The following is a 19,771-nucleotide window of genomic DNA, read 5'->3' on the forward strand; positions in this document are numbered from 1 at the left end:
CCTTCCGGGGCCTCCAACGGGCAAGCCAGCTGGGTCCGTGCCGGATCCCGCCAAGTTTAGCCCGCCGACTAGTTGTTCAATCATCGTCCGTCCTTGTCCGTCGTTTGGAACGAAAGCCGGAAATACATTCCATCGGAACGCCACTCCGTCGTGCTATCCCCTCGAAGCTCGTGACTCACCGACAAGGCGATCATCTTGGAGCCAAATCCCCGTCGCGTTGGTGGGCTAACATCCGACAGGCCTGACTCGATCCATTCCAGTGATAGGTGCTCGCTCAAAAAACTCCATGTCAGCGAGACCCTGCCGCCGGGCCGCGAAAGCGCGCCATACTTCACAGCGTTCGTCACGAGCTCGTGCAGGATCATGCTTACACTCAGCAGGTGACGGGGCGCGAGCAGGACGTCGGGCCCAGAGAACCGCGCTTGAGCATCGGGCCCACCGGCGTATCCGCCGAGCAGCTCGTCCACCAGAGACCGCAACGGCGCACGTTCCCAGGTCGCCGCGGTCAGGATCTCGTGCGCGCTTCCGAGCGAAGACAGCCGGCCGTTAAACGCCTCACCAAACTCACTGAGCGTCGTCGAGCTGCGTGCAGTCATGTGCGCGATGCTGGAGACGACACCCAACAGGTTCTTCACCCGGTGGTTCAACTCGCCGATCATCAGGTCCTGCCGTCTTGCAGCGTCTCGGCGCTCGCTGATGTCGCGTAGGAAGCCGAGGAACACCGGTTCGCCGAACTGTTCGGTGCGGGTGATCGACAGCTCGACGGGCATCTCGCGCCCCGTCTGATGCAGCGCCTCGATCTCCAGGTGCGTGTCGAGCACCAGCCCCTCGCCCGTCGCAAGGTAGTGCTTTAGCCCGCGCTCGTGCGCCTCGCGGTAGCGATGAGGGATGATCATCTCGCTCATGCGGTGGCCGGCCGCCTCCGCGAAGGTCCAGCCGAATGTCCGCTCTGCAACGTCGTTCCAGCCAGCGATCGTTCCGTCCAAGCGCATGACGACCACGGCATCCAGCGCTGTCTTCAGAACCGCGCCGAGACTGGCATTGTCGAGGGAATTCATGTCGTTCACGTCGATCGATTAACGCGCCCAGACCCGCAGGTCCACGCCGGAAGCGCCTCGCCGGGCAGCAAGTGGTCCCAGTCATTTTGGCAGTGGCAGGAAGGCGGTGGAGCAGACCTGCGTTTCCTGGAACCTCCTTCGACAAAAAGCTGACGGCCTGCGGGGTTGCGGCCGCGGGAGCGCCCGTTACGCTTGCAACGCTTAAGCTGTACGAGGACCGGAACCAGACAACGACTCGGACGCTCATCGCAACGCCGCGACGCCCAAGCCGCCTCCCTCCCACAGTCAGGCCGTCAAGGCTGCGGGGCTGGTCTTCGTGTCCGGAACTGCGCCAGTCGATCCGATGACCGGTCAGCTCGCGGAAGGGCCGGTCCAGCTTCAGGTGGCTCAGTGCCTACGCAATATCTCCGCGATCCTGGAGGCAGCCGGGAGCAGCCTCTCGAAGGCCGTCAGCGCGACGCTCATTGTCGCCGACGAGGACGACTTTGCGGGCGCCAATGAGGAATGGTTGAAGTGGTTTCCGATGGATCCGCCGGCGCGACAGGGCGCGAAGCTGCCGGTCCGCATTCCGGGCCTGAAGATATCGATCGCGATGATTGCGGAGGCCTGATGTCGCGGACCGATCCGAACCGGATCGCGTTAGGCGGACTGGACGGCGATCTGTCGCTTGATCAGCTTCGCAACTGCCTCGGGGTGTGTGGCCGTCATGAAATGCGACGCGCCGGTGATCGTCTCGAAGACCGCACCCGGAATCCGTTCGGCCACCAGGCGATTGGCGCGGATCGCAGCCGGATGGCTGCGCGAACCCACCGCCACGCACACTGGGAGACCTGCGAGTGCAGCCAGTCCGTCGTCCAGAACGAACCGATAGGCATTCTGCCAATCCATAAGATTCACGGAGGTGGTCGCCACCGCATAGGCACGCACCGGCTCGGGCATGGCGTCCCAGCTGCCCAGCCCGCCATAGAAGTCGATCATCTGCCCGATCGCGTCGACCTCGCCAGCCCGGTAAGCCGCCGAGTAGGCGTCGGTCATGATGGTGAACGCGTCCAGGTGAGCCCTCTCCGCCACGCCGATCAGCGCTCCTGGCGCCGGGGCCTCGAAGACGGTCAAGCTCAGCAGCGGCGATGTGCCCCGCAGAGCAACCGCTAACGCCACCGAGCCCCCGAATGAATGCCCCACGAGATGGACGGCCCCTCCGACCTGGGCGATCAGCTCCTCGATAACCTCCGCCGCCGGCGCTATCGAGAGATCCGCATCCGTGCGACGCTCGGCGGTGCCGCCGTAGCCCGGAAGGCTGGTCGTGATAGCTCGGACGCCATGGAGGTGAGCCACCACCGGCCTCCAGGCTGCGCCGGTGCTGCAGGAGCCCGGCACGAGCACAACGCCCGGACCAGTCCCCGCTTCGCGATATTCGATCTCCGCTCCCATGCCCCCAACCGTCACCACGCCCTCCTCCAACAGCGCAACGCTAGATCAGGCGGGCATTAATGGCGAGTGCCCGCGCAAGCGGCTGGCTCAGGGAGCGATGTCCTGTGGTACAGGCTCGCGGACATCGGGCGGCAGGGCTGGGTCCCTCCGCATAACGCTCGAACTGCCGCCGCTGATGCTCGGCTCCCGTTCCGCCAACTAAGCCTATCGGGCCGGCCCGGCTCTGCGGTTTCGTTGACGCCCGTCGACGATCGGAGCAGCATCAATAGGTCGGATCATCGCAACGGTATTTCGCAAACAACGCAAGGAAGCCGCCACAATGAAGACTGTTTTCCTGACTGCTGCAGCCGTGATGTTCGCCCTGCCGACTGCGCCTGCGCGCGCCGATCCGCCCGGCCATATCACTGGGCTTGGCGGCGTATTCGTAACAAGTAAGGATCCGAAGGCGCTCGCCGCCTGGTACCGCGACGTGCTCGGCATTCGCCTCGAACCCTGGGGCGGCGCTCTACTGCGCTACGATGCCCCGGGCCATCCGCCGATGGCGCTCTGGAGTGCGATGTCGCGGGTGAGCGAGGAGATCACGCCTTCGAAGCGCGAGTTCTTGATCAATTTTGCAGTCGACGACCTCGACTCTTTCGTGAAGCGGCTCGAAGGCAAGGGGGTGACCATCCTTAAGCGCCAACAGGACAGCACCGGCAAGTTCGCCTCCATCCTCGACCCTGACGGGACCAAGCTCGAGTTCTGGCAACCCCCTGTGAAGTGATCCGTGCACGGCACCGGCTTGCTGGCGGCTTCCATTGAAGCGGACGTCCGGTTTTTGCAAATCCGAAGCTCACTGCCGCTTAATTCGATCGAACCAGCGCCGTCGACCGGCTGACCGCGATTGCTGCGTAGAGAAGCCTGATCCCGTCCTCGCCGCCGGTCGGGGTGGCAAGGAGCCCCTGTATCAATTGCGGCGGAGCGAGGCGTGGATTGACCGCCAGCATCTTTGCTGCGGCACTTGCAACGAGCGGCGCGGCCATTCCTTAAGTCTCGGCTAACCATGACTGGCTATCGTTGAACGATGACCGGCTCCCCATCCAACGCTGTGCCCGCCCCCAACGAGATGCTGGGCATCGTCAAGATCGCCGAGGGGGTCGCGGTTGGCGCGACCGGGGCGTACAACCACATGATCGAAGTGTCGGCCACGATCCCGAGGCAAATGGCGACACTCTCCGAGTTGCAGCGCACGACTGAGCGCTTACTCACCGAGCAGGACGCGATCGCCAAGTCGGTAGAAGCCGCGCGCGCAGCAGCCGATGGGTCGTCCAGAAAGGTGCAGAACGGCGCGGAGCTGATCGCGATCGCGGTCGCCGACTTCGCGGCACTGACCGACATGGTGAGCGCACTCGGCGGGCATCTCACACAGTTCGCCCAGGCGCTTGCTGAAGTCCACAAGGCGACCGCTGAGATCGAGGAGCTGGCGCGAACAAGTAATATGCTGGCCTTGAATGCGACGATCGAAGCGGCAAGGGCTGGCGACGCAGGTCGCGGGTTCGCGGTCGTCGCCGATGAGGTGAAGCGCCTCGCGGTCCGCACCCAGGCCGCCAACACTGCAATCCGGTCCAGGGTGTCCGCACTGCACGAACAGGCCGGCGAGTTCAGCGAAGGTCTAGCGGCCGGGGTCGCCAGATCCGAAAAGGCGCAGCAGCAGTTCGGCGCCGTCGAGGACGTGCTGGGAGAGGTTGTTGGCCTTGCGGCACTCGTCACCGATCAGTCGGTGCAGATGGAACGGTCCTCCATGCTCGTGCGGAGCGGCGTCAGCGAGGTGCACCAAGGATTTCTCGGCTTCATCCAGGACGCCACATCGAACGGCGAAAGTCTCGGAAAGGCCGAGAGGATGGTCACCTCGCTCGAGGTGCAGGCAAACGCGATGTTCGGACTGCTGGTCGCCAACGGCCTAGCGCCCGACGACAGCGCCTTCGTCGCCAAGGCTTTCCAGGCCCGTGACGACGTCGAACGGATCATCTCCGCCGCACTTGATAAAGGGGCCATCACAGTCGACCAGGTGTTCGACGTCGCATACCGGCTGATCCCGAACTCCGCACCGCCTCGCTACGACAATCTCCTAAACAGCTTCGCGGACGAACACATCAGGCCCATCCTGGATATCGTCACTCAAAGCGACGAACGGATCGAGGGAGCCGTCTGCTCCGACGTTAACGGCTACCTCGTGACGCACCAGTCGCGGCGGTCGCGAGAGCCACGCGACAATGACCCCGGGTGGAATGACCAGCACTGCCGACATCGCCGGATCCTACTGGATTCCGCGACCGCCAGAGCCGTCGCGAGCGACGCGCCGTTCTCGGTCTCGACCTATCAGGTGCTGCGGGGCACTGAACGGCTCATCATAAAGAGCGTCTACGTCCCATTGCGGTTTGCCGGCCGCAGATGGGGCAACTTCGAGATTGGCTACCATACAGGCTGACGGTCCACCGTCGTGCTTACGCCGGTCACACCCGAACACCGTGTCAAAGCACGAGAACAACAAGTGATCTGGGATCGATCTAACCCGTTCAAGGGCAACGATACTTCTTCAAAAGCCTCGTTGCGCGGTAAGGCAGGCTCGGCCGGACAGTGGGCGCCGTTGCTCTCGATTGCAGAGATAGGTCCGGCGAGGCAGAATGGGGTACGCCGTAGAGGAGGCACGGGTGGGAAGCATCAAGGTCGCGGGATTCTCGATTTCGCTCGATGGATTCGGAGCAGGCCCCGGACAGAGCCTTCTGGATCCGCTGGGAAAACGCGGACCTGAACTTCATAGCTGGTTCGTCGGGACAAAGTGCTTCAAGGCGATGTTCGGTCAGGCGGGGGGTTCCGAGGGCGTCGACGAACTCTTTGCCCGTCGTGCGATGGACGGCTTCGGGGCCTTCATCCTCGGCAGGAACATGTTCGGTCCTGTGCGCGGCGAATGGCCAGACGAGACGTGGAAAGGCTGGTGGGGCGACAACCCACCCTATCACGCGCCGACCTTCGTCCTCACCCATCATGCCAGGAATCCAATCGTGATGGAGGGCGGCACCACTTTCCATTTCGTCACCGACGGCATCCACGCCGCTCTGGAACGCGCACGTGACGCGGCGGGATCACAAGACGTCAAGATCGGCGGAGGCGTCTCGACCGTTCGCCAATTCCTGAAAGCCCGCCTCATCGACGAACTTCATTTTGCCGTATCACCGGTCCTGCTCGGACGAGGCGAGGCCATGTTCGACGGTCTGGATTTCCCCGCTCTTGGCTACCGCGTGATAGAATCCCGTGCCACCGAGCTCGCGACGCACGTGGTGCTCGCGCGCCAGGACAACGCGTAAGCACCCCGCTCTGCGGGTCAGCGGTTCGGGCCGGTTCCCCTCTGCACCGTTCGCCAAGTTCAAGTCCGGATTGTGCCTCCTGTGCAACCTGCCGACCGTCGCCGCCGCCTCACCGAAGCAGGCCCGAACACGGAGCGTCGCGCACCTCTGCGGGAAGCGCGACCTAGCGCGTCTCGACATCGGCCGCAGTGAGGAGGATTGGTGGTTCACCGCCGAGACGCTTCACGAATTCGCGCAGCGCGATGCGGTGAATATCGGCCTCGAACTCGACGAAGATCTCAAGCGCATAGTCGGCGTCGATGCCGTCGAGTTCAGGGTTGAGCATCTCCGCGAGCGCATCGCTCGTGATGAGAAACTCGACCGGACCCTGCTCCGTCGTGCCGATGAAGCCGACGCTGCTCCGCTCCGCTACCCAGTAGCCACCGCCGAGCTCGAAGATAACACTGGGCCGAGTCGCCACCGGTCAGTCCTGACCGGTCGGAAGGCGCTCGGCCAGCACCGCTATCCCATCGCCAACGAAACTCGCGTTCGCGACACCATCGATCTGCACGGCTCGCTCGGGCGTCAAGGTCGCCGCCGCGCGATGCGGCGGATCAAGGTCGAGCCATGCCCGAACTGCGCCGTCGAGACTTGTCACCTCAGGCATGTCGTCTTCGCCGCGTGGCACGTCCTCCAGAGAGGCGCTCATGCGCCATTCGATCGACGGGTTCTTTGCCTCGTCGCCCCAGCTAGCTTCGCTCATCAATTCGCCCTCCAGCGGATGCGCCCGCAAGCGCTTATGACACACCAACTGTGAAACTCGCACGCTCCATGCGCAAGCCGGCCTCACCCCGCCGCTTCCGACACGTTGAGCGATTGGCCTGGCCGGACGTTGGTGGCGAAGACCGCCGCTGGCTGGAGAGTGCGAGAGATGCATACCGTCAAAATTGCAGAAGATGAGCGAGTGCCCTGCATTGGCCAGGGGACATGGAGGATGGGAGAGCGACCAGACGCGCGCCCCGACGAGATCGTCGCCCTGCGCACCGGCGTCGATCTCGGGATGACACTGATCGACACGGCCGAGATGTACGGCGACGGGGCAACCGAAGAGCTGGTCGGAGAGGCTATCTCCGGCGTTCGCGACCAGGTCTTCCTGGTCAGCAAGGCATATCCCCAGAACGCGGGTCTCGGCCTCCTCCAGCGATCCTGCGAAGCCAGCCTTAAACGTCTCAACACCGATCGGCTGGACCTCTATCTGCTCCATTGGCGCGGAAGCGTGCCGCTGGCGGAGACCATCGCAGCGATGGAGTTGCTCCGTAACGCCGGGAATATCCGGCATTGGGGCGTCAGTAATCTCGACACGGAAGACATGGAGGAACTGGTCGACGCAGGCGGTGGCGCGTGCGCCACGAACCAGATCCTGTACAATCTCACGAGGCGTGGCCCAGAGTGCGATCTGCTGCCCTGGCTGCCCGAACACGGAATGAGCGCGATGGCCTACAGTCCTGTCGAACAGGGGAGATTGACGCGCAGCAACGCGCTCTCTGAAATCGCGTCGGGACTCGATCTCACACCTGCACAGACCGCGCTCGCCTGGACATTGCGCCACGAGGGGATGATCGTGATACCAAAGAGCGGTAGCGTCGCGCACGTTCGCGAGAACCGGGCGGCGGCCGACCTAGTCCTCGACGCTGCCACGCTGGCCCGCCTCGATGCGTCGTTCCCCGCGCCGAACTGCCGGATCCCGCTGGAGATGCTGTAGCGTGCAGTCACAGCGACACCTGCCTTCGATCGGTCGATGGCCTCTGCGAGCTGAGCCGTTCACAGCGGTCGCTCACAAGCTCAAGACGTCGCGCTCGGCTAAAATTCGGATCGCCTCCCCGCCCCGCCTCAGTCCCTCGGCCCGCCGAAAGCCCGCGTCGTAGATCACGCCGTAGCCGAACGGCTCCTCACCGACGATCGCGAGGATCGTGGTGGTCGTGCCCACAGCACTTACTACGCGGCCACCTAGTTGCGCGACCTTGTGCGCCAAGCGTCCATCCCTGGGCTCCCCCAGGATCGCGATGCGATGACCCTTGCGCGGTCCTTCGCCCCCTGGCTTCGGCGGCGGACCTGCCTTCGCTCGCGGCGCCGGCGCAAGCCAGTCGCCCAGCGACAGGCCGGTGTGCTCGATCGCCTTCACGACCACTAGGCCTGCGGCGCGGGCATCGCTGAGCGCGTCGTGGTGCCGGTGCGCGATACCGAGAAATCGCGATAGCACGTTGAGGCGATGGCTCGGCAGCTCGGGCCACGCTCGCTTTGCGACGCGAACACTGTCGAGCCAGGTCGTCTCGATCATCGGGCGATCGTGGACCCGACAGGCCGCCGCGAGGGCACCCTTGTCGAAGTAGGAATGAGCGACCGTCGTCTTTCCGCCGAGATGGGCATTCACAGTCGCGTGTATCTCGCCGAAGCACGGCTGCCCGACGACATGCGCGGCTGCGATACCGTGGATGCGCGTGTTGAAGCCGTGGAACTCGTCGCGCGGATCGACCAAGGTCTCGTACTCGAATATCACCTCGCCCGCACGAAAGCCGACGATGCCGATCTGACAAATGCTGCTGACCCGAGAACACGACGTCTCGACATCCACGACGACGAAGTCGGGTTCCGAATTACTGTCGGGAAGGTTGGCATCTGGCGAGAAGGTTGGCGGACGCCCGGACATGAACCGCCGTAGAGGTTTTGGTCGCGCGCAATCAAGAAGTTCATGCACGGATCGAGCAGTTCGACGGTCTTGTTGGCCGATCCCCCTGTTCTCTCTATGTTCATGATGTGCTATGTCGTCGCAATGGTTCCCGAATCCGTCATCCGCAAGGTGATCCATGTCGACATGGACGCGTTCTTCGCCTCCGTCGAACAGCGAGACGATCCGGCCCTGCGCGGCAGGCCTGTCGCCGTGGGCCATGGTGCTGCGCGCGGGGTCGTCGCGGCCGCGAGCTACGAGGCACGCAAGTTCGGCGTCCGTTCAGCGCTTCCGTCGGTAACCGCCATTAGGCGCTGCCCCGACCTGGTATTCGTGCCGCCGCGATTCGAGGTCTACCGCGCGGTCTCGGCGCAGATCCACGCGATCTTCTCCGAGTTCACCGATCTGATCCAGCCGCTGTCTCTCGACGAGGCCTATCTCGATGTGACCACCAATCGGCGCGGACTTCCGACAGCATGGCTGACAGCCAAGGCCATTCGGGCACGGATACTGGAGGAGACCGGGCTCACCGCGTCTGCGGGCATCTCGTACAACAAGTTCCTGGCGAAGCTCGCGTCGGACCACCGCAAGCCGAATGGGCAGTTCGCCGTGACGCCCGACATGGGAGAGGCGTGGGTAGAGACCCTGCCGGTCTCGCGCTTCCATGGAGTCGGACCGGTGACGGCGGAAAAGATGAAGCGGCTCGGCATCGAGACTGGCAGCGACCTCAAATCGAAATCCCTCGCATTCCTCCAGACCAACTTCGGAAGTTCGGCAGACTGGTATCACGCCATCGCGCGCGGTGTGGACCATCGGCCGGTGAACCCTGACCGCGTGCGGAAATCGTCCGGCTCCGAGACCACGTTCCGGCAGGACCTCCTGGCGCCGCATGAGATCGAGGCAGGAGTCCTTCGCATGGCGGACGATGTGTGGAGCTGGTGCGAGAAGCGGCGGTCATTCGGAAGGACGGCGACGGTGAAGGTGAAGTACGCCGACTTCCAGCAGATCACGCGCAGCCGCAGCCGGGCTTCGGCGATCACCTCTCATGCAGACCTCCGGTCGGCCAGTCTCGAGCTAATCCGGTCGGTGCTGCCGACGACCAAGCCGGTCCGCCTCGTTGGCGTGACCGTCTCGAACTTCGGGACCGAAGCGCCATCGAGCGCGCAGGAGCTCTTCGACCCGGTCGCCGACGTGCCGTCAGCCATGGCTCCCGCATGACCCGGCGCGCGGGTAGCGCCGACCTGCCCCTGCACGGCGGCAGGGTTCCAGCATGGCTGGCGCAGCGCATGACGAAGCTCGGCGCCGTGATCGTGGAGGCCATAGTGATGGAATACGGCCGCGACGAGATGCTGCGGCGCTTAGCGCATCCCTTCTGGTTCCAGTCGTTTGGCGCGGTGATGGGCATGGATTGGCATTCGTCGGGCATAACGACGAGTGTGCTTGGGGCACTCAAGCGCGGCCTGGCCCCCCTGTCGGGCGAGCTCGGCATCCACGTCTGTGGCGGTCGCGGTAAGCACAGCCGCGCAACGCCCTCCGAACTTCTGGCGGTCGGCGAGCGCGTCGGCATCGACGGCGCGGACCTGGCACGCGCGAGCCGTCTGGTGGCGAAGGTGGACAGCGCCGCGGTGCAGGACGGGTACGACCTCTACCTGCACGGCTTCATTGTCGCCGACGACGGCCAGTGGGTGGTCGTGCAGCAGGGCATGAACGGCGACCGCAAGCAGGCGCGCCGTTACCACTGGCAGTCCGAGGGCCTGGAGAGCTTCGTCAGCTCGCCGCACGCGGCGATCGAGGGTGCCGGACAAGGCACGATCGTGAATTTGGCCGACCGTCGCGCGGCCGCTTCACAGATTGGTCAACTGGACCTCTTGGCTACGCTCGGGCCCGATCGGATCGTCAGCAAATTCGTCGCTCTCGAAGGTCGGACCGCGACTGCCGTGCCGTCATCGGCGCAAGGCATGCTGCCGCACCTGATCATGCCAGATCACCATGATGTCCGACCGGAGAACGTCATCGAGCGCCGCCTCCATGGCGCGATAGCCGCGGCGGCGGATCGTGGTCCGGAGGACTTCGCCGAGCTGTTGCTCGTGCCGGGGATCGGCGCTCGTACCGTGAGAGCGCTGGCGATGGTCGCCGAGGTCGTTCACGGGGCGCCGTGCCGTTTCAGCGATCCCGCCAGGTTCTCGCTCGCGCACGGCGGCAAGGACCGACACCCCTTTCCCGTTCCAACCAAGGTCTACGACCATACCATCCAGGTGATGAAATCGGCAGTGCGAAAGGCAAGGCTCGGCGAGACCGAGGAACTCGCGGCAGTCCGGCGGCTCGACGAGCAGGCACGTCGGCTGGAGGCCAAGGCCACCGGTCCGTCGGTCGCCGGACTGATCGAGAGGGAGGACCACGCGTCGCATTCCTATGGCGGGCGCAGCGTGTTCGGCTGGGAACCCGAGCCGTTGGCGGCTACCGGTGGGGTAGGCGAGCGGCAGAAAACGGATCTAGGCTAAACGATCGACCTTCACTTCCCAGGCATGTGGGGTCCTCCGTTGGTTCAGCGCGGCCCCTCTGCGCGGCGCAGCGCCTCCTGCCCAGATGCCGACAGGCTCCGGAACGTGATCGACCGGCGCGTCTCCGCCATCTCGGGGATGCTATGTTCCCAGACGTGCCGCGCCTCGCCTGAGAGGTGGTAGATCGAGCGCGGCGGAAGCGGGACGCTCACACGTTCGAAGCCCTTAGCGAGCCGCCTGCGGAAGCGCATGGTCGCTGGCGCCAAGCGAGATGCCGATGACGTGCTCGTAGAAAGGACGGTCGCGGTGCCAGCTTATGCCCGCGCCTGGATCGTATCGGATCAGCAGCGCCTGGGAGAGGTGTGCAGGATCTAGTCCCGCGAACCGCGCCGCCCGTTCGCGCGCGGGCAGGAGCCATTCGGGAACTGCGTCGGAGACTGCCAGCCGACCCGCATCGAAGTCATAGCCCGCACCGTAGGAAGTGGTCAGGCGCTTGCCGAGCCAACCCTGAAACCTGAAGGGTGACAAACCGGTGCCGTCGATCCGCGCGGTGAGTTCGGCCTCTTCGTCCGTCGAGACGACATCGTCGCTAGACCTCAGCCCCGCCAGCGGGACTGTTCCGAAAAGGTCTGGGGCGGCGTCGATCGCACCGATCGCTGAATTGCCTCCGGACCGCAGTTCGAAGGACCGGGCAACGTCGACGTCAGTTCTTTCCGATCTCACGCCAGCTCTTCCCCTTGACCTCGACGCCGTGCTTCTTCGCGGCCGCCTCGATCCGCTTCCAGGCGGCGTCGCGTTCGTCGTCGCTTACACCCTTAACCTGGTTGAATCGGGCGATGGCGTTCCGCACGTGGCTGGCGTTCTCCAGTGGCTCCTTGCGCTCCTTGGGAAAGGCGAACTGACCCGTCTCCAGATCGTCCCTTTCGTCAGCCTTGAGTGTCGCCATCGTCCTTCTCCACATCGATGACCTCCACAACGATCGTTAGCCCGGTCGGCTCCGAAGACTGGGAGGAAACCTCAGCGTCGCCTCTCGTTGTGTCACTCGAATCAGTGGATGGCCGGCGGTTGGACGCGCGACGGCGCGGTGCAGGACCAGATCGACGATACGGTGATGGAGGCGGTCCAGTTCGCACGTGCCCGAATGGCGGCAGGCGAAGGGGAGACCAACTGCGATATGCGGTGATGAGATTCCGGAAGCGCGGCGCATCGCACTCCCCTCTGCCCGGACCTGCGTGCCTTGTCAGCCCAACCGAGACAGCAAGCCGGCCTTTTCGTCGTTCAACCGCCGCGGGACAAGGATAGCGAGTTGCGCTAGCGCAGCCGAAATCGCGTGCGACGTTCCGCCACCGAGCGGCGTTGAGACCGGATGCTGGTATTTCTCGATTTCGAAGCCTCCTCGCTCGCCAAGAGGAGCTACCCGATCGAAGTCGCATGGGTGTTCGAGGATGGTCGGTCCGAGGCCCACCTCATCCGACCAGCGCCGTCGTGGACCGACTGGGACGAAGAGGCGGAGGCGATCCACCACATACCCCGAAGCGAACTGCTGAGCGCGGGAGAACCCCATGACGCGGTCACGCGGCGGAGGTCGAGGAGCTTGTGGCCCACGACCTGCTCGCCAGCGCGCCGTCCTGGGACGGGAAGTGGCTCAGTGCCCTGCTCCGCGGCGCCGGCCTCGACCGGCGCGCGCTTCGCCTCCGCGACACCGACGACGCCATCGACGAAGTCGCACGTGGGATCCTCTCGCCCAGCGTACCACCTGAATTGCTGGACGCGACGGTGGAGAACCTTCTGACCCTGGTCGAGGTCCGCGCACCGGGTAAGGCGCCGGCCCACAGGGCACTGGCGGACGCCGAGGAGGAACGTCAGCGATGGCTGACGGTTCGTGACGCCGCGATGGAACTGGCGGAAGATCATCGTCGTGGACGCTGATGGTGTCCGCGTCGCTGGCCACCCTGTTACGCCAGACGGCCGCTACTTCGTCGTCCGCGGCAGGCTGTGGCGGACGAGTGACCCCAGCCTAGGGGAAGAGGAACGCGCCGCCCTTGTTGCGAGCCTGATGGATGCCCGGCGCGCCGTCGGCACGGCGAGGAAGGCGGGAGACGTGGCCGATGAGAAGGCGGCTCGCGCGGCTGTCGATGCAGCGAAGTGCGGGCTCGGCGAGCGGGGCCCCGTCTGGTGGAGCGACGGGGCTCCCGACCTGAACCGCCACATGGCGCGCAACACGCCTTACACCGAGTGGTTCGCCAGCCTCGACTGATCCGTGTTTTTTTTCGCGACCTAGCTGATGTCAGCGAGGTCCGAAGGCCGGAGCGCATAGTCGAGTTGCTCCATTCGGCACTGCCGCGGCGCCTTGTCCGGACGCCATCGCACGAGCCCGGTCCCATGGCGGAACCGGTCGTTGGTAACTTGGTCGAAGCTGACCTCGACGACGAGTTCCGGCTTCAGCGGAAACCACTCGCTCTCCTTGCCGTCGTTCCAGCGGCTAGGCCCGCCTGGCGCCTTGCCTGTGAATCCATGAGGCGAGATCAGCCCTTCCAGTCTTCCAGTGAGCTGCGCGCGGTCCTGCTTCGCCAGTGCCGACGTGAACCCGACATGGTTGAGCAGGCCAGCGTCATCATACAGGCCAAGCAGCAGGGATGCGACAAGCGGGCCGCCCTTTTCCCGACGAAAGCCGCCGACCACGCAATCCGCGGTCCTGTGCCGCTTGACCTTGAGCATCGCGCGTTCGCCCGGTCGGTATGCCTGATCGAGCGACTTGGCGATCACTCCGTCCAGGGCGCCGCCGCTCGCGGCAAGCCACGCTTGTGCGCCCGCGAGGTTTGGCGCGCGCGGTGAGAGCAAGAGCAGCGCGTTTCCGTTGGCGCGGTGAAAGCGCTCGAGCGCGGCGCGCCGTTCGTCCAGCAGCCGTTCGATCATTGGGCTACCGTCTAGCGCGATGCAGTCGAACAGCATCAGTTGCGCCGGGGTCTCGCGCGACAGCCGGCGGATCCGGCTCTCGGCGGGGTGGAGACGTGCCTGCAAAGCGTCGAACGAGAGGACGCCTTCGATCGGCAGGATCAGCTCGCCGTCCAGGACGTAGTCGTCGGTCGGGGTGGCCTCCAGCGCCGCGACGATCTCGGGGAAATAGCGCGCAAGCGACTTGCCCGATTTGGACCGGAGTTCGACGTGTCCGCGCAGACGCGACGCCACGGCGCGGAAGCCGTCCCACTTCGGTTCGAACTGCCAGCCGACTTCGGTTGGCAACTTATCGACGAGCTTGGCTTCCATCGGCTCGGTCTCGGCAAGGGCATGCGCGTTGTCCGTCATGCGCGGCGCTTGCGCTTCGGCTTGTCGGAGAGTTCGATCCAGGTCGGCACATGGTCGCTGGTCTTCTCCCAGCCCCGCACATCGTGATCGACCTGCGCATCGACGAGCCTGTCCGCAAGCGCCGGGCTGAGCAGCAAGTGGTCGATCCGAAGGCCGGCGTTGCGGCCGTAGGCGTTCCGAAAATAGTCGAAGAACGTGAAGATCGTCTCCCCCGGATGCATCTTCCGCAGGGCGTCGGTCCACCCCTGCCCGGTAAGGCGGAAGTACGCCTCGCGGACCTCGGGGGCGAACAGCGCATCCTTGACCCAGCGTTCCGGCTTGTAGACGTCGAGCTCGGTCGGCATCACGTTGAAGTCGCCAGCGAGCATGACCGGCAGTCCGGATTCGAGCCGACCCGCGGCGTGCTCGATCAGCTTCTCGAACCGGGCCATCTTGTATTCGAACTTCGGGCCGGGACGCGGATTGCCGTTGGGCATGTAGAGACCGCCAATCAGGATGCCGTTGACCGCCGCCTCGATGTAGCGGCTCTGCGTGTCGTCGGGATCGCCCGGCAGGCCACGCCGCGTCTCGTGGATCTCGCCAACGCGGCTGAGCATAGCGACCCCGTTCCAGCTCTTCTGACCGTGCCAGATGGCCTCGTAGCCCAAGTCGCGGATGGGGCCTTCCGGGAACTTCTCCTGCGGGGCCTTGAGTTCCTGAAGGACGACGACGTCGGGCTGGCTCTCGGCGAGCCAGCGCAGCAGTACCGGCAGGCGCCCGTTCACACCGTTCACGTTGTAGGTCGCGATCTTCATGCCATCAGAGGTCCGGCAGCGTCTGGTCGGCACGCCCCCAGCCGGCGAGCTGCTTCGAACCAGCGCGCTTCACCAGCTCCGCTGCATCGCCGATGTGGAAATGGTTCGGGGCGTCGATCGTCTCCATCTCTTGCCACGTGATCGGCGCTGCCACCGGCGCATTCTCGCGTGCGCGGACCGCATACGGCATCACTGCCGTCGCGCCGCGTTGATTGCGCAGGTAGTCGACGAAGATCCGCCCCTTGCGCTGTACCTTCGGGAGCGCGGCGGTGAAGTTGTCGGGATCGCTCTGGGCGACGGCCTGCGCCAGGCGGTGGGCGAAGTCCTTCACCTCCGGCCACTCGGCCCTGGGCACGAGCGGCGCGATGACGTGGATGCCCTTCCCGCCCGTGACCATCGGGAACGTCTCGAGCCCGATCGACTTCAGGATGTCGCGGAAGTGGAACGCGGCTTTGCGCACCGCCTCGAAGTCGAGGCCCTCGTCGGGGTCGAGGTCGAACACGAGACGGTCAGCCTTCTCGACGTCCTCGATCCGAGCGCCCCAGCCGTGAAATTCGATGGTGCCCATCTGCACGCAGGTCAGCAGACCGTCGGCGGTGTCGATGAAGAGATACGGCTCCTCGTGCCCGTCCTTCTCCAAGATGCCGACATGCTTTACCGTGTCGCCGAAACTGCCGGCGTCGTGCTTCTGGAAGAAGCACTTCTTGGCGCGTCCCTGCGGACAGCGAACCAGGCTCATCGGTCGGCTGCCGATCCAGGGCAACATGATTGGAGCGACCGCTGCATAGTAGTCGGCGAGCTGACCTTTGGTGATTCCGGATTCCGGAAAGATCACCCGGTCGCGGTTGCTGACCTTCACCTTGGAGACTGCTGGCGCGGCGATCTCGGCGACGGGCTGCTCGACCTCCAAAACGACGGCTTCGGCCTTCTTGTCGGCGCGAAGCCCGAGGTAGCTCGGGTGCCGCAGCGTCCCCTCGTTCGTCATCTCGGTGTAGGCGATCTCGGCGACGAGCTTCGGCTTAAGCCAATGGACGCCGCGCACCTCCGCGCGGGGCGCCTTCACGGTCGGCTTCTCCTGCTCGAGCGTCTGCATCGTCTCCATCAGCCGGAAGATCTCGTCGTTGCTGAAGCCAGTCCCGACCTTGCCTGCGTAACGCAGGATGCCGTCCTCGTGAATGCCGAGGACAAGGGAACGAAAGGCTCGCGACTTGTCGGACGGCGTCCAACCGACGACAACGAATTCCTGTCGCTTGATGCACTTGGTCTTGAGCCAACCCCCGGAGCGGGAGCCGATGTAGCGTCCGTCAGCCTTTTTCGAGATGACGCCTTCGAGTGGCTTTGTTGCAAAACTGATGGCGGGGATTCACGCAGGGAATCGAGCGGTATAGATAGGCGTAATGCCCAAACCTGCCGCACCTGTGTATCGTACGACGAACTGGCCTGAGTATAATGCGGCGCTGAAGCGGCGTGGGTCGCTGGAAATATGGTTTGATCCGGAGATGCACTGGCTTTCGAAGCCGTGTGGTCGCCCTGGTCGCCCGATGCGGTTTTCAGACAGCGCGATAGAGCTGTGCCTGACGCTGAAGACGCTGTTCAACCTGCCTTTGCGGCAAGTGACGGGGTTGGTTTCGAGCCTGATCAAAATGGCGGGGCTGGATTGGTCGGTGCCGGATTATACGACGCTGTGCCGACGGCAGAAGACGTTGAAGGTCAACCTCGGCGGGCGGATCAGCTCGGGCGGACTGCACCTGCTGGTCGACAGCACCGGGATCAAAATGACGGGAGAAGGCGAGTGGAAGACGCGCAAACACGGACCGTCCTACCGTCGCCAGTGGCGCAAGGTGCATCTCGGGATTGATGCTGGGACGCTGGATATCCGGGCCATTGAGGTCACGACGAATGCCATTGGTGACGCACCGACGCTGCCCGTTCTCCTGGCGCAAATTCCCGGAGACGAGCGGATACTCAGCGTCGGCGGAGATGGCGCTTATGATACCAGGGACTGCCATGCCGCTATTGCCGGGCGCGGTGCCGATGCGGTCATCCCGGTCCGCCGCAACGGGCAACCATGGGCAGAAGGCGGTCCCGGCGTCGATGCACGCAATGGAGCGCTACGCGCGACAAAGCGGCTTGGTCGCGCAATCTGGAAAAAGTGGAGCGGCTATCATCGCCGCAGTCTGGTCGAGACCAAAATGCACTGCTTCAAACTCCTGGGCCAGCGCGTTGTCGCCCGCACCTTCGATCGTCAGATTACCGAGCTCAAAGTCCGTGCTGCAATTCTCAATCGGTTCTCCGAAATAGGAACGCCGGTGACCGTCCCCATCCAATAACATCTTCAAGTAAAACGTCGGTCATGCTCTCGCGTAATTATGCAACAAAGCCGTCCAGTCTGCAAAAAGTCGGCGCGATCATTTCTAGAGATCTTGCCTGAGGCGTGAAACGCCCCGCCTAGCACACCGCGAAGATTCGGCGTGCCAAGTCTACGTCAGCTTGTTGCCTTCGCCGACTTAGGCTTGCTTTTTGCGCCAATCGGCGCGGATGGCTTTTTCGGGTTATTGAGCTTGATGGCAGTGCTTTTACGACGATTGTTTCCAGTGCGAAGCTGACCCATTATCTTTTCCTTTGTTCGTACGCGCGGTAAGCCGAAACGGTGACCCTCGCTTCTCAATCGAGGAGTTGCGCAGATGCAGGCGGGATGACAAGCGAAATACCAGGTCGCAGTATGGAATCCACCTCAGGAGTCGGTCATGACCCCGTGGAACGCGGGGTCCTCTAGCGCCTGTCCTGCGCCACGCGCGACACAGGTCAGCGCATCCTCAGCGACGACGACGGGCAACCCAGTGGCGTCCGACAGGACTTCGTCAAGTCGCAGAAGCAAGCTCCCGCCCCCCGTCATGACGATGCCTCGATCGTATATGTCGGCGGCAAGCTCCGGCTCTGTGGTCTCGAGCGCTTTGAGCACCGTCTCCACGATCTGACCCACCAGATCCGTCAGATAACCGGCGACCTCGGATTCACTGACTTCGATTTCAGCTGGAACACCGTCGACAAGGTCGCGACCCCTCACCGCCATGGTTTTTCCGGCGCCATGAACTGGCGCGCGAGCCGCCCCGATCTCGACCTTGATCCGCTCAGCGGTGGCTTCGCCGATCATCATGTTGTTGCGTCGGCGGATGCCCGAGGCGATCGCGTCATCCAAGCGATCGCCGCCGACCCTGACGGAGTTGCTGTAGGCGAGACCGCGAAGCGACAGCACCGCCACCTCTGTCGTGCCGCCTCCGATGTCGAACACCATCACGCCAACCGGCTCGGTCACCGGCAGCCCGGCACCGATCGCTGCAGCCATCGACTCCTCGATGAGACGGACCCTGCCTGCCCCGGCGTTCGACGCGGCCTGCTTGATCGCCCGGCGCTCGACCATCGTCGCGCTCGAGGGAATGCAGATCGCGATCTTGGGACGACGAGGCAGGCGGCTTGGACCGCCATTGGCCTTGTCAATGAAGTGCTTGATCATCTGCTCGGCCACGTCGATGTCAGCGATGACACCGTCGCGCATCGGACGGATCGTGCGGATCGTGTCCGGCGTCTTCCCTAGCATCAGCTTCGCCCCAGCGCCGATCGCTCGCGCGCGAGACACCATCGACGGTCTCGATCGCGACTACCGAGGGCTCGTTCAGGACGATCGCCCCTGCCGCGCACATATACGACCGTGTTCACCGTTCCGAGGTCGATCGCCATGTCGTTCGAGGCGAGCGAGAAAAAGCGAGAAAATCGCATCAATTCATTCTTCGAGTTGGAGCTGGACAGGCGGCCTGCTCGCGTTCCCACTTGCTTGCATCGGTCTAGACGCCAGCCAGATAGTGAACGGCGAACGTGCAGTGGGGTCAGTCGCCTGAACGGTAACCTCTTCGACACCGAACCCAGCTTTCTCCAGGCGCTCCACGAAGGCATCGTCCTGGTAAGCCGACCAGATCCCCAACACGCCCCCCGGTCGAAGCGCCGCGTACGCGTCGCGGAGCCCCCAGTCGCAATATAATCGATCGTTGGCGAGGTGGATGAAACCGTCGGGGCCGTTGTCGACATCGAGCAGGATGGCATCGAAGGCCGCAACTTCGTCGACGATGACGTCGTGAACATCGCGTACCTCCAGCGTTACCCTCGGGTCAGTCAGATAGTCGAAGAATAGATGCTGTAGCGGCCCCTTCGCCCAAGCCACAACCTGGGGGACCAGTTCGGAGACCACGATCTTCGCCCCGGCCGGGAATGTGGTCAAGGCGGCGCCCAGCGTGAAGCCCATGCCCAATCCGCCGATGAGTACACGGTCGGCCGGCCTGTTCATCCGGGCGAGAGCGAGTGTTGCCAACGCCCGTTCCGAACCGACCTCGGTGTTGCCCATTAGCTCGTCCTCGCCGAACCATATCGAGAAGTCCGAGCCGCACCGCATCAGGCTCAACAGCCCGCCACCGGGAATTTGCGCCGTATCGACGAGATGGATCGGGCTCATGGTTTCCTTACGGCGAACGGGAGGCGATCATATAGTGCGGCGGCCAGATTTTCAGGGCTCGCCGCCCGGTCAGACCCGAAGCCAGTAACTCGGTAGACGTGACCAGGCAGCTCTTTTAGCGTTCCATCG

General features: G+C 64.1%; 24 protein-coding genes and 3 pseudogenes. 12 read left to right on the top strand and 15 right to left on the bottom strand.

The window, feature by feature from the left end:
• Positions 1-80: 80 nt before the first annotated feature.
• Positions 81-1,058: a sensor histidine kinase gene (locus ACVWYO_RS05295; RefSeq protein WP_457354874.1), complete on the bottom strand. Its 978-nt coding sequence runs from the start codon at positions 1,056-1,058 to the stop codon at positions 81-83.
• 274 nt (positions 1,059-1,332) lie between these two features.
• On the opposite strand from ACVWYO_RS05295, the pseudogene ACVWYO_RS05300 reads away from it, so the two are divergent.
• A pseudogene (locus ACVWYO_RS05300) lies at positions 1,333-1,668 on the top strand (RidA family protein); the annotation flags it as partial.
• A gap of 29 nt (positions 1,669-1,697) precedes the next feature.
• On the opposite strand, the gene ACVWYO_RS05305 reads toward ACVWYO_RS05300, so the two are convergent.
• A complete protein-coding gene (locus ACVWYO_RS05305; protein WP_457349090.1) occupies positions 1,698-2,489 on the bottom strand; it encodes an alpha/beta fold hydrolase in 792 nt (263 codons plus the stop codon).
• 319 nt (positions 2,490-2,808) lie between these two features.
• Between ACVWYO_RS05305 and ACVWYO_RS05310 the strand changes: the two genes are divergently transcribed.
• Positions 2,809-3,252, top strand: a complete 444-nt coding sequence (locus ACVWYO_RS05310) for a VOC family protein (protein ID WP_457349091.1) — start codon at positions 2,809-2,811, stop codon at positions 3,250-3,252.
• A 79-nt stretch (positions 3,253-3,331) separates the two neighbouring features.
• On the opposite strand, the gene ACVWYO_RS05315 is transcribed toward ACVWYO_RS05310, so the two are convergent.
• The gene (locus ACVWYO_RS05315) at positions 3,332-3,511 is read right to left on the bottom strand and encodes a hypothetical protein (protein WP_457349092.1); all 180 of its coding nucleotides are present in this window, start codon (positions 3,509-3,511) and stop codon (positions 3,332-3,334) included.
• A gap of 41 nt (positions 3,512-3,552) precedes the next feature.
• On the opposite strand from ACVWYO_RS05315, the gene ACVWYO_RS05320 reads away from it, so the two are divergent.
• Both ACVWYO_RS05320 and ACVWYO_RS05325 read left to right on the top strand, forming a co-directional pair.
• Entirely contained in the window at positions 3,553-4,956 is a 1,404-nt protein-coding gene (locus ACVWYO_RS05320) for a methyl-accepting chemotaxis protein (protein ID WP_457349093.1), read from the top strand.
• A gap of 223 nt (positions 4,957-5,179) precedes the next feature.
• Positions 5,180-5,833 (top strand): dihydrofolate reductase family protein, encoded by a 654-nt coding sequence (locus ACVWYO_RS05325; protein ID WP_457349094.1) that lies wholly within the window; start codon positions 5,180-5,182, stop codon positions 5,831-5,833.
• 163 nt (positions 5,834-5,996) lie between these two features.
• Here the strand turns inward: ACVWYO_RS05325 and ACVWYO_RS05330 are convergent, their stop codons facing one another.
• Complete coding sequence (locus ACVWYO_RS05330) at positions 5,997-6,293, bottom strand: hypothetical protein (RefSeq protein ID WP_457349095.1); 297 nt, start codon at positions 6,291-6,293, stop codon at positions 5,997-5,999.
• Positions 6,294-6,296: 3 nt separating this feature from the next.
• Positions 6,297-6,605, bottom strand: a complete 309-nt coding sequence (locus ACVWYO_RS05335; RefSeq protein WP_457349096.1) for a hypothetical protein — start codon at positions 6,603-6,605, stop codon at positions 6,297-6,299.
• 138 nt (positions 6,606-6,743) lie between these two features.
• Here ACVWYO_RS05335 and ACVWYO_RS05340 point away from each other — a divergent pair, with 138 nt between their 5' ends.
• A complete protein-coding gene (locus ACVWYO_RS05340; protein WP_457349097.1) occupies positions 6,744-7,574 on the top strand; it encodes an aldo/keto reductase in 831 nt (276 codons plus the stop codon).
• A 72-nt stretch (positions 7,575-7,646) separates the two neighbouring features.
• Here ACVWYO_RS05340 and ACVWYO_RS05345 read toward each other — a convergent pair whose 3' ends face one another.
• Entirely contained in the window at positions 7,647-8,519 is an 873-nt protein-coding gene (locus ACVWYO_RS05345) for a 3'-5' exonuclease (protein ID WP_457349098.1), read from the bottom strand.
• A 123-nt stretch (positions 8,520-8,642) separates the two neighbouring features.
• On the opposite strand from ACVWYO_RS05345, the gene dinB reads away from it, so the two are divergent.
• The gene (dinB, locus tag ACVWYO_RS05350) at positions 8,643-9,755 is read left to right on the top strand and encodes a DNA polymerase IV (protein WP_457349099.1); all 1,113 of its coding nucleotides are present in this window, start codon (positions 8,643-8,645) and stop codon (positions 9,753-9,755) included.
• On the top strand, positions 9,752-11,038 hold the full coding sequence (locus ACVWYO_RS05355) for a DUF763 domain-containing protein (RefSeq protein ID WP_457349100.1): 1,287 nt from the start codon (positions 9,752-9,754) through the stop codon (positions 11,036-11,038). The genes dinB and ACVWYO_RS05355 overlap by 4 nt, the downstream gene beginning before the upstream one ends.
• 44 nt (positions 11,039-11,082) lie before the next feature.
• Here the strand turns inward: ACVWYO_RS05355 and ACVWYO_RS05360 are convergent, their stop codons facing one another.
• The 3 genes from ACVWYO_RS05360 to ACVWYO_RS05370 are packed head-to-tail and all read right to left on the bottom strand — an operon-like array spanning position 11,083 to position 11,984.
• Positions 11,083-11,250, bottom strand: a complete 168-nt coding sequence (locus ACVWYO_RS05360; protein WP_457349101.1) for a hypothetical protein — start codon at positions 11,248-11,250, stop codon at positions 11,083-11,085.
• Positions 11,251-11,263: 13 nt separating this feature from the next.
• Positions 11,264-11,761 carry a hypothetical protein gene (locus ACVWYO_RS05365; protein ID WP_457349102.1) on the bottom strand — a complete coding sequence of 166 codons (498 nt, stop codon included), beginning with the start codon at positions 11,759-11,761 and terminating at the stop codon, positions 11,264-11,266.
• Complete coding sequence (locus ACVWYO_RS05370) at positions 11,742-11,984, bottom strand: DUF6582 domain-containing protein (protein WP_457349103.1); 243 nt, start codon at positions 11,982-11,984, stop codon at positions 11,742-11,744. Before ACVWYO_RS05370 ends, ACVWYO_RS05365 begins: the two co-directional genes overlap by 20 nt.
• Before the next feature lie 108 nt (positions 11,985-12,092).
• Here ACVWYO_RS05370 and ACVWYO_RS05375 point away from each other — a divergent pair, with 108 nt between their 5' ends.
• Genes ACVWYO_RS05375 through ACVWYO_RS05390 form a run of 4 tightly spaced genes read left to right on the top strand, consistent with a single transcriptional unit; the run spans position 12,093 to position 13,295 of the window.
• Complete coding sequence (locus ACVWYO_RS05375; protein ID WP_457355135.1) at positions 12,093-12,221, top strand: hypothetical protein; 129 nt, start codon at positions 12,093-12,095, stop codon at positions 12,219-12,221.
• Positions 12,172-12,585, top strand: a complete 414-nt coding sequence (locus ACVWYO_RS05380; RefSeq protein ID WP_457349104.1) for a TraR/DksA C4-type zinc finger protein — start codon at positions 12,172-12,174, stop codon at positions 12,583-12,585. Before ACVWYO_RS05375 ends, ACVWYO_RS05380 begins: the two co-directional genes overlap by 50 nt.
• 49 nt (positions 12,586-12,634) lie before the next feature.
• Entirely contained in the window at positions 12,635-12,967 is a 333-nt protein-coding gene (locus ACVWYO_RS05385; RefSeq protein WP_457349105.1) for a hypothetical protein, read from the top strand.
• On the top strand, positions 12,957-13,295 hold the full coding sequence (locus tag ACVWYO_RS05390; protein WP_457349106.1) for a hypothetical protein: 339 nt from the start codon (positions 12,957-12,959) through the stop codon (positions 13,293-13,295). The genes ACVWYO_RS05385 and ACVWYO_RS05390 overlap by 11 nt, the downstream gene beginning before the upstream one ends.
• Before the next feature lie 20 nt (positions 13,296-13,315).
• Here the strand turns inward: ACVWYO_RS05390 and ACVWYO_RS05395 are convergent, their stop codons facing one another.
• From ACVWYO_RS05395 to ligD, 3 genes and pseudogenes are all read right to left on the bottom strand, one after another.
• On the bottom strand, positions 13,316-14,344 hold the full coding sequence (locus tag ACVWYO_RS05395; protein WP_457349107.1) for an ATP-dependent DNA ligase: 1,029 nt from the start codon (positions 14,342-14,344) through the stop codon (positions 13,316-13,318).
• The gene (xth, locus tag ACVWYO_RS05400) at positions 14,341-15,138 is read right to left on the bottom strand and encodes an exodeoxyribonuclease III (RefSeq protein ID WP_457349108.1); all 798 of its coding nucleotides are present in this window, start codon (positions 15,136-15,138) and stop codon (positions 14,341-14,343) included. The genes ACVWYO_RS05395 and xth overlap by 4 nt, the downstream gene beginning before the upstream one ends.
• A 4-nt stretch (positions 15,139-15,142) precedes the next feature.
• Positions 15,143-16,486: pseudogene (gene ligD / locus ACVWYO_RS05405) on the bottom strand (DNA ligase D); the annotation flags it as partial.
• 49 nt (positions 16,487-16,535) lie between these two features.
• Between ligD and ACVWYO_RS05410 the strand changes: the two are divergent.
• A complete protein-coding gene (locus ACVWYO_RS05410) occupies positions 16,536-17,468 on the top strand; it encodes an IS5 family transposase (protein WP_457349109.1) in 933 nt (310 codons plus the stop codon).
• 155 nt (positions 17,469-17,623) lie between these two features.
• Here the strand turns inward: ACVWYO_RS05410 and ACVWYO_RS05415 are convergent, their stop codons facing one another.
• From ACVWYO_RS05415 to ACVWYO_RS05425, 3 genes and pseudogenes are all read right to left on the bottom strand, one after another.
• A complete protein-coding gene (locus ACVWYO_RS05415) occupies positions 17,624-17,749 on the bottom strand; it encodes a hypothetical protein (protein WP_457349110.1) in 126 nt (41 codons plus the stop codon).
• 123 nt (positions 17,750-17,872) lie between these two features.
• Positions 17,873-18,915 (bottom strand): annotated as a pseudogene (locus tag ACVWYO_RS05420) (rod shape-determining protein).
• A gap of 4 nt (positions 18,916-18,919) precedes the next feature.
• Positions 18,920-19,642 (bottom strand): spermidine synthase, encoded by a 723-nt coding sequence (locus ACVWYO_RS05425; protein WP_457349111.1) that lies wholly within the window; start codon positions 19,640-19,642, stop codon positions 18,920-18,922.
• Positions 19,643-19,771: the final 129 nt, after the last annotated feature.

This window comes from Sphingomonas sp. UYP23, from assembly GCF_054059235.1.

Excerpts from the sequence above, each read along its gene's own strand:
- ACVWYO_RS05295 (WP_457354874.1), bottom strand. The coding sequence starts at position 1,058 with ATGAATTCCCTCGACAATGCCAGTCTCGGCGCGGTTCTGAAGACAGCG.
- ACVWYO_RS05305 (WP_457349090.1), bottom strand. The coding sequence starts at position 2,489 with ATGGGAGCGGAGATCGAATATCGCGAAGCGGGGACTGGTCCGGGCGTT.
- ACVWYO_RS05310 (WP_457349091.1), top strand. The coding sequence starts at position 2,809 with ATGAAGACTGTTTTCCTGACTGCTGCAGCCGTGATGTTCGCCCTGCCG.
- ACVWYO_RS05315 (WP_457349092.1), bottom strand. The coding sequence starts at position 3,511 with ATGGCCGCGCCGCTCGTTGCAAGTGCCGCAGCAAAGATGCTGGCGGTC.
- ACVWYO_RS05320 (WP_457349093.1), top strand. The coding sequence starts at position 3,553 with ATGACCGGCTCCCCATCCAACGCTGTGCCCGCCCCCAACGAGATGCTG.
- ACVWYO_RS05340 (WP_457349097.1), top strand. The coding sequence starts at position 6,744 with ATGCATACCGTCAAAATTGCAGAAGATGAGCGAGTGCCCTGCATTGGC.
- ACVWYO_RS05345 (WP_457349098.1), bottom strand. The coding sequence starts at position 8,519 with ATGTCCGGGCGTCCGCCAACCTTCTCGCCAGATGCCAACCTTCCCGAC.
- dinB (WP_457349099.1), top strand. The coding sequence starts at position 8,643 with ATGGTTCCCGAATCCGTCATCCGCAAGGTGATCCATGTCGACATGGAC.
- ACVWYO_RS05355 (WP_457349100.1), top strand. The coding sequence starts at position 9,752 with ATGACCCGGCGCGCGGGTAGCGCCGACCTGCCCCTGCACGGCGGCAGG.
- ACVWYO_RS05370 (WP_457349103.1), bottom strand. The coding sequence starts at position 11,984 with ATGGCGACACTCAAGGCTGACGAAAGGGACGATCTGGAGACGGGTCAG.
- ACVWYO_RS05375 (WP_457355135.1), top strand. The coding sequence starts at position 12,093 with ATGGCCGGCGGTTGGACGCGCGACGGCGCGGTGCAGGACCAGATCGAC.
- ACVWYO_RS05395 (WP_457349107.1), bottom strand. The coding sequence starts at position 14,344 with ATGACGGACAACGCGCATGCCCTTGCCGAGACCGAGCCGATGGAAGCC.
- xth (WP_457349108.1), bottom strand. The coding sequence starts at position 15,138 with ATGAAGATCGCGACCTACAACGTGAACGGTGTGAACGGGCGCCTGCCG.
- ACVWYO_RS05410 (WP_457349109.1), top strand. The coding sequence starts at position 16,536 with ATGCCCAAACCTGCCGCACCTGTGTATCGTACGACGAACTGGCCTGAG.
- ACVWYO_RS05415 (WP_457349110.1), bottom strand. The coding sequence starts at position 17,749 with ATGGGTCAGCTTCGCACTGGAAACAATCGTCGTAAAAGCACTGCCATC.
- ACVWYO_RS05425 (WP_457349111.1), bottom strand. The coding sequence starts at position 19,642 with ATGAGCCCGATCCATCTCGTCGATACGGCGCAAATTCCCGGTGGCGGG.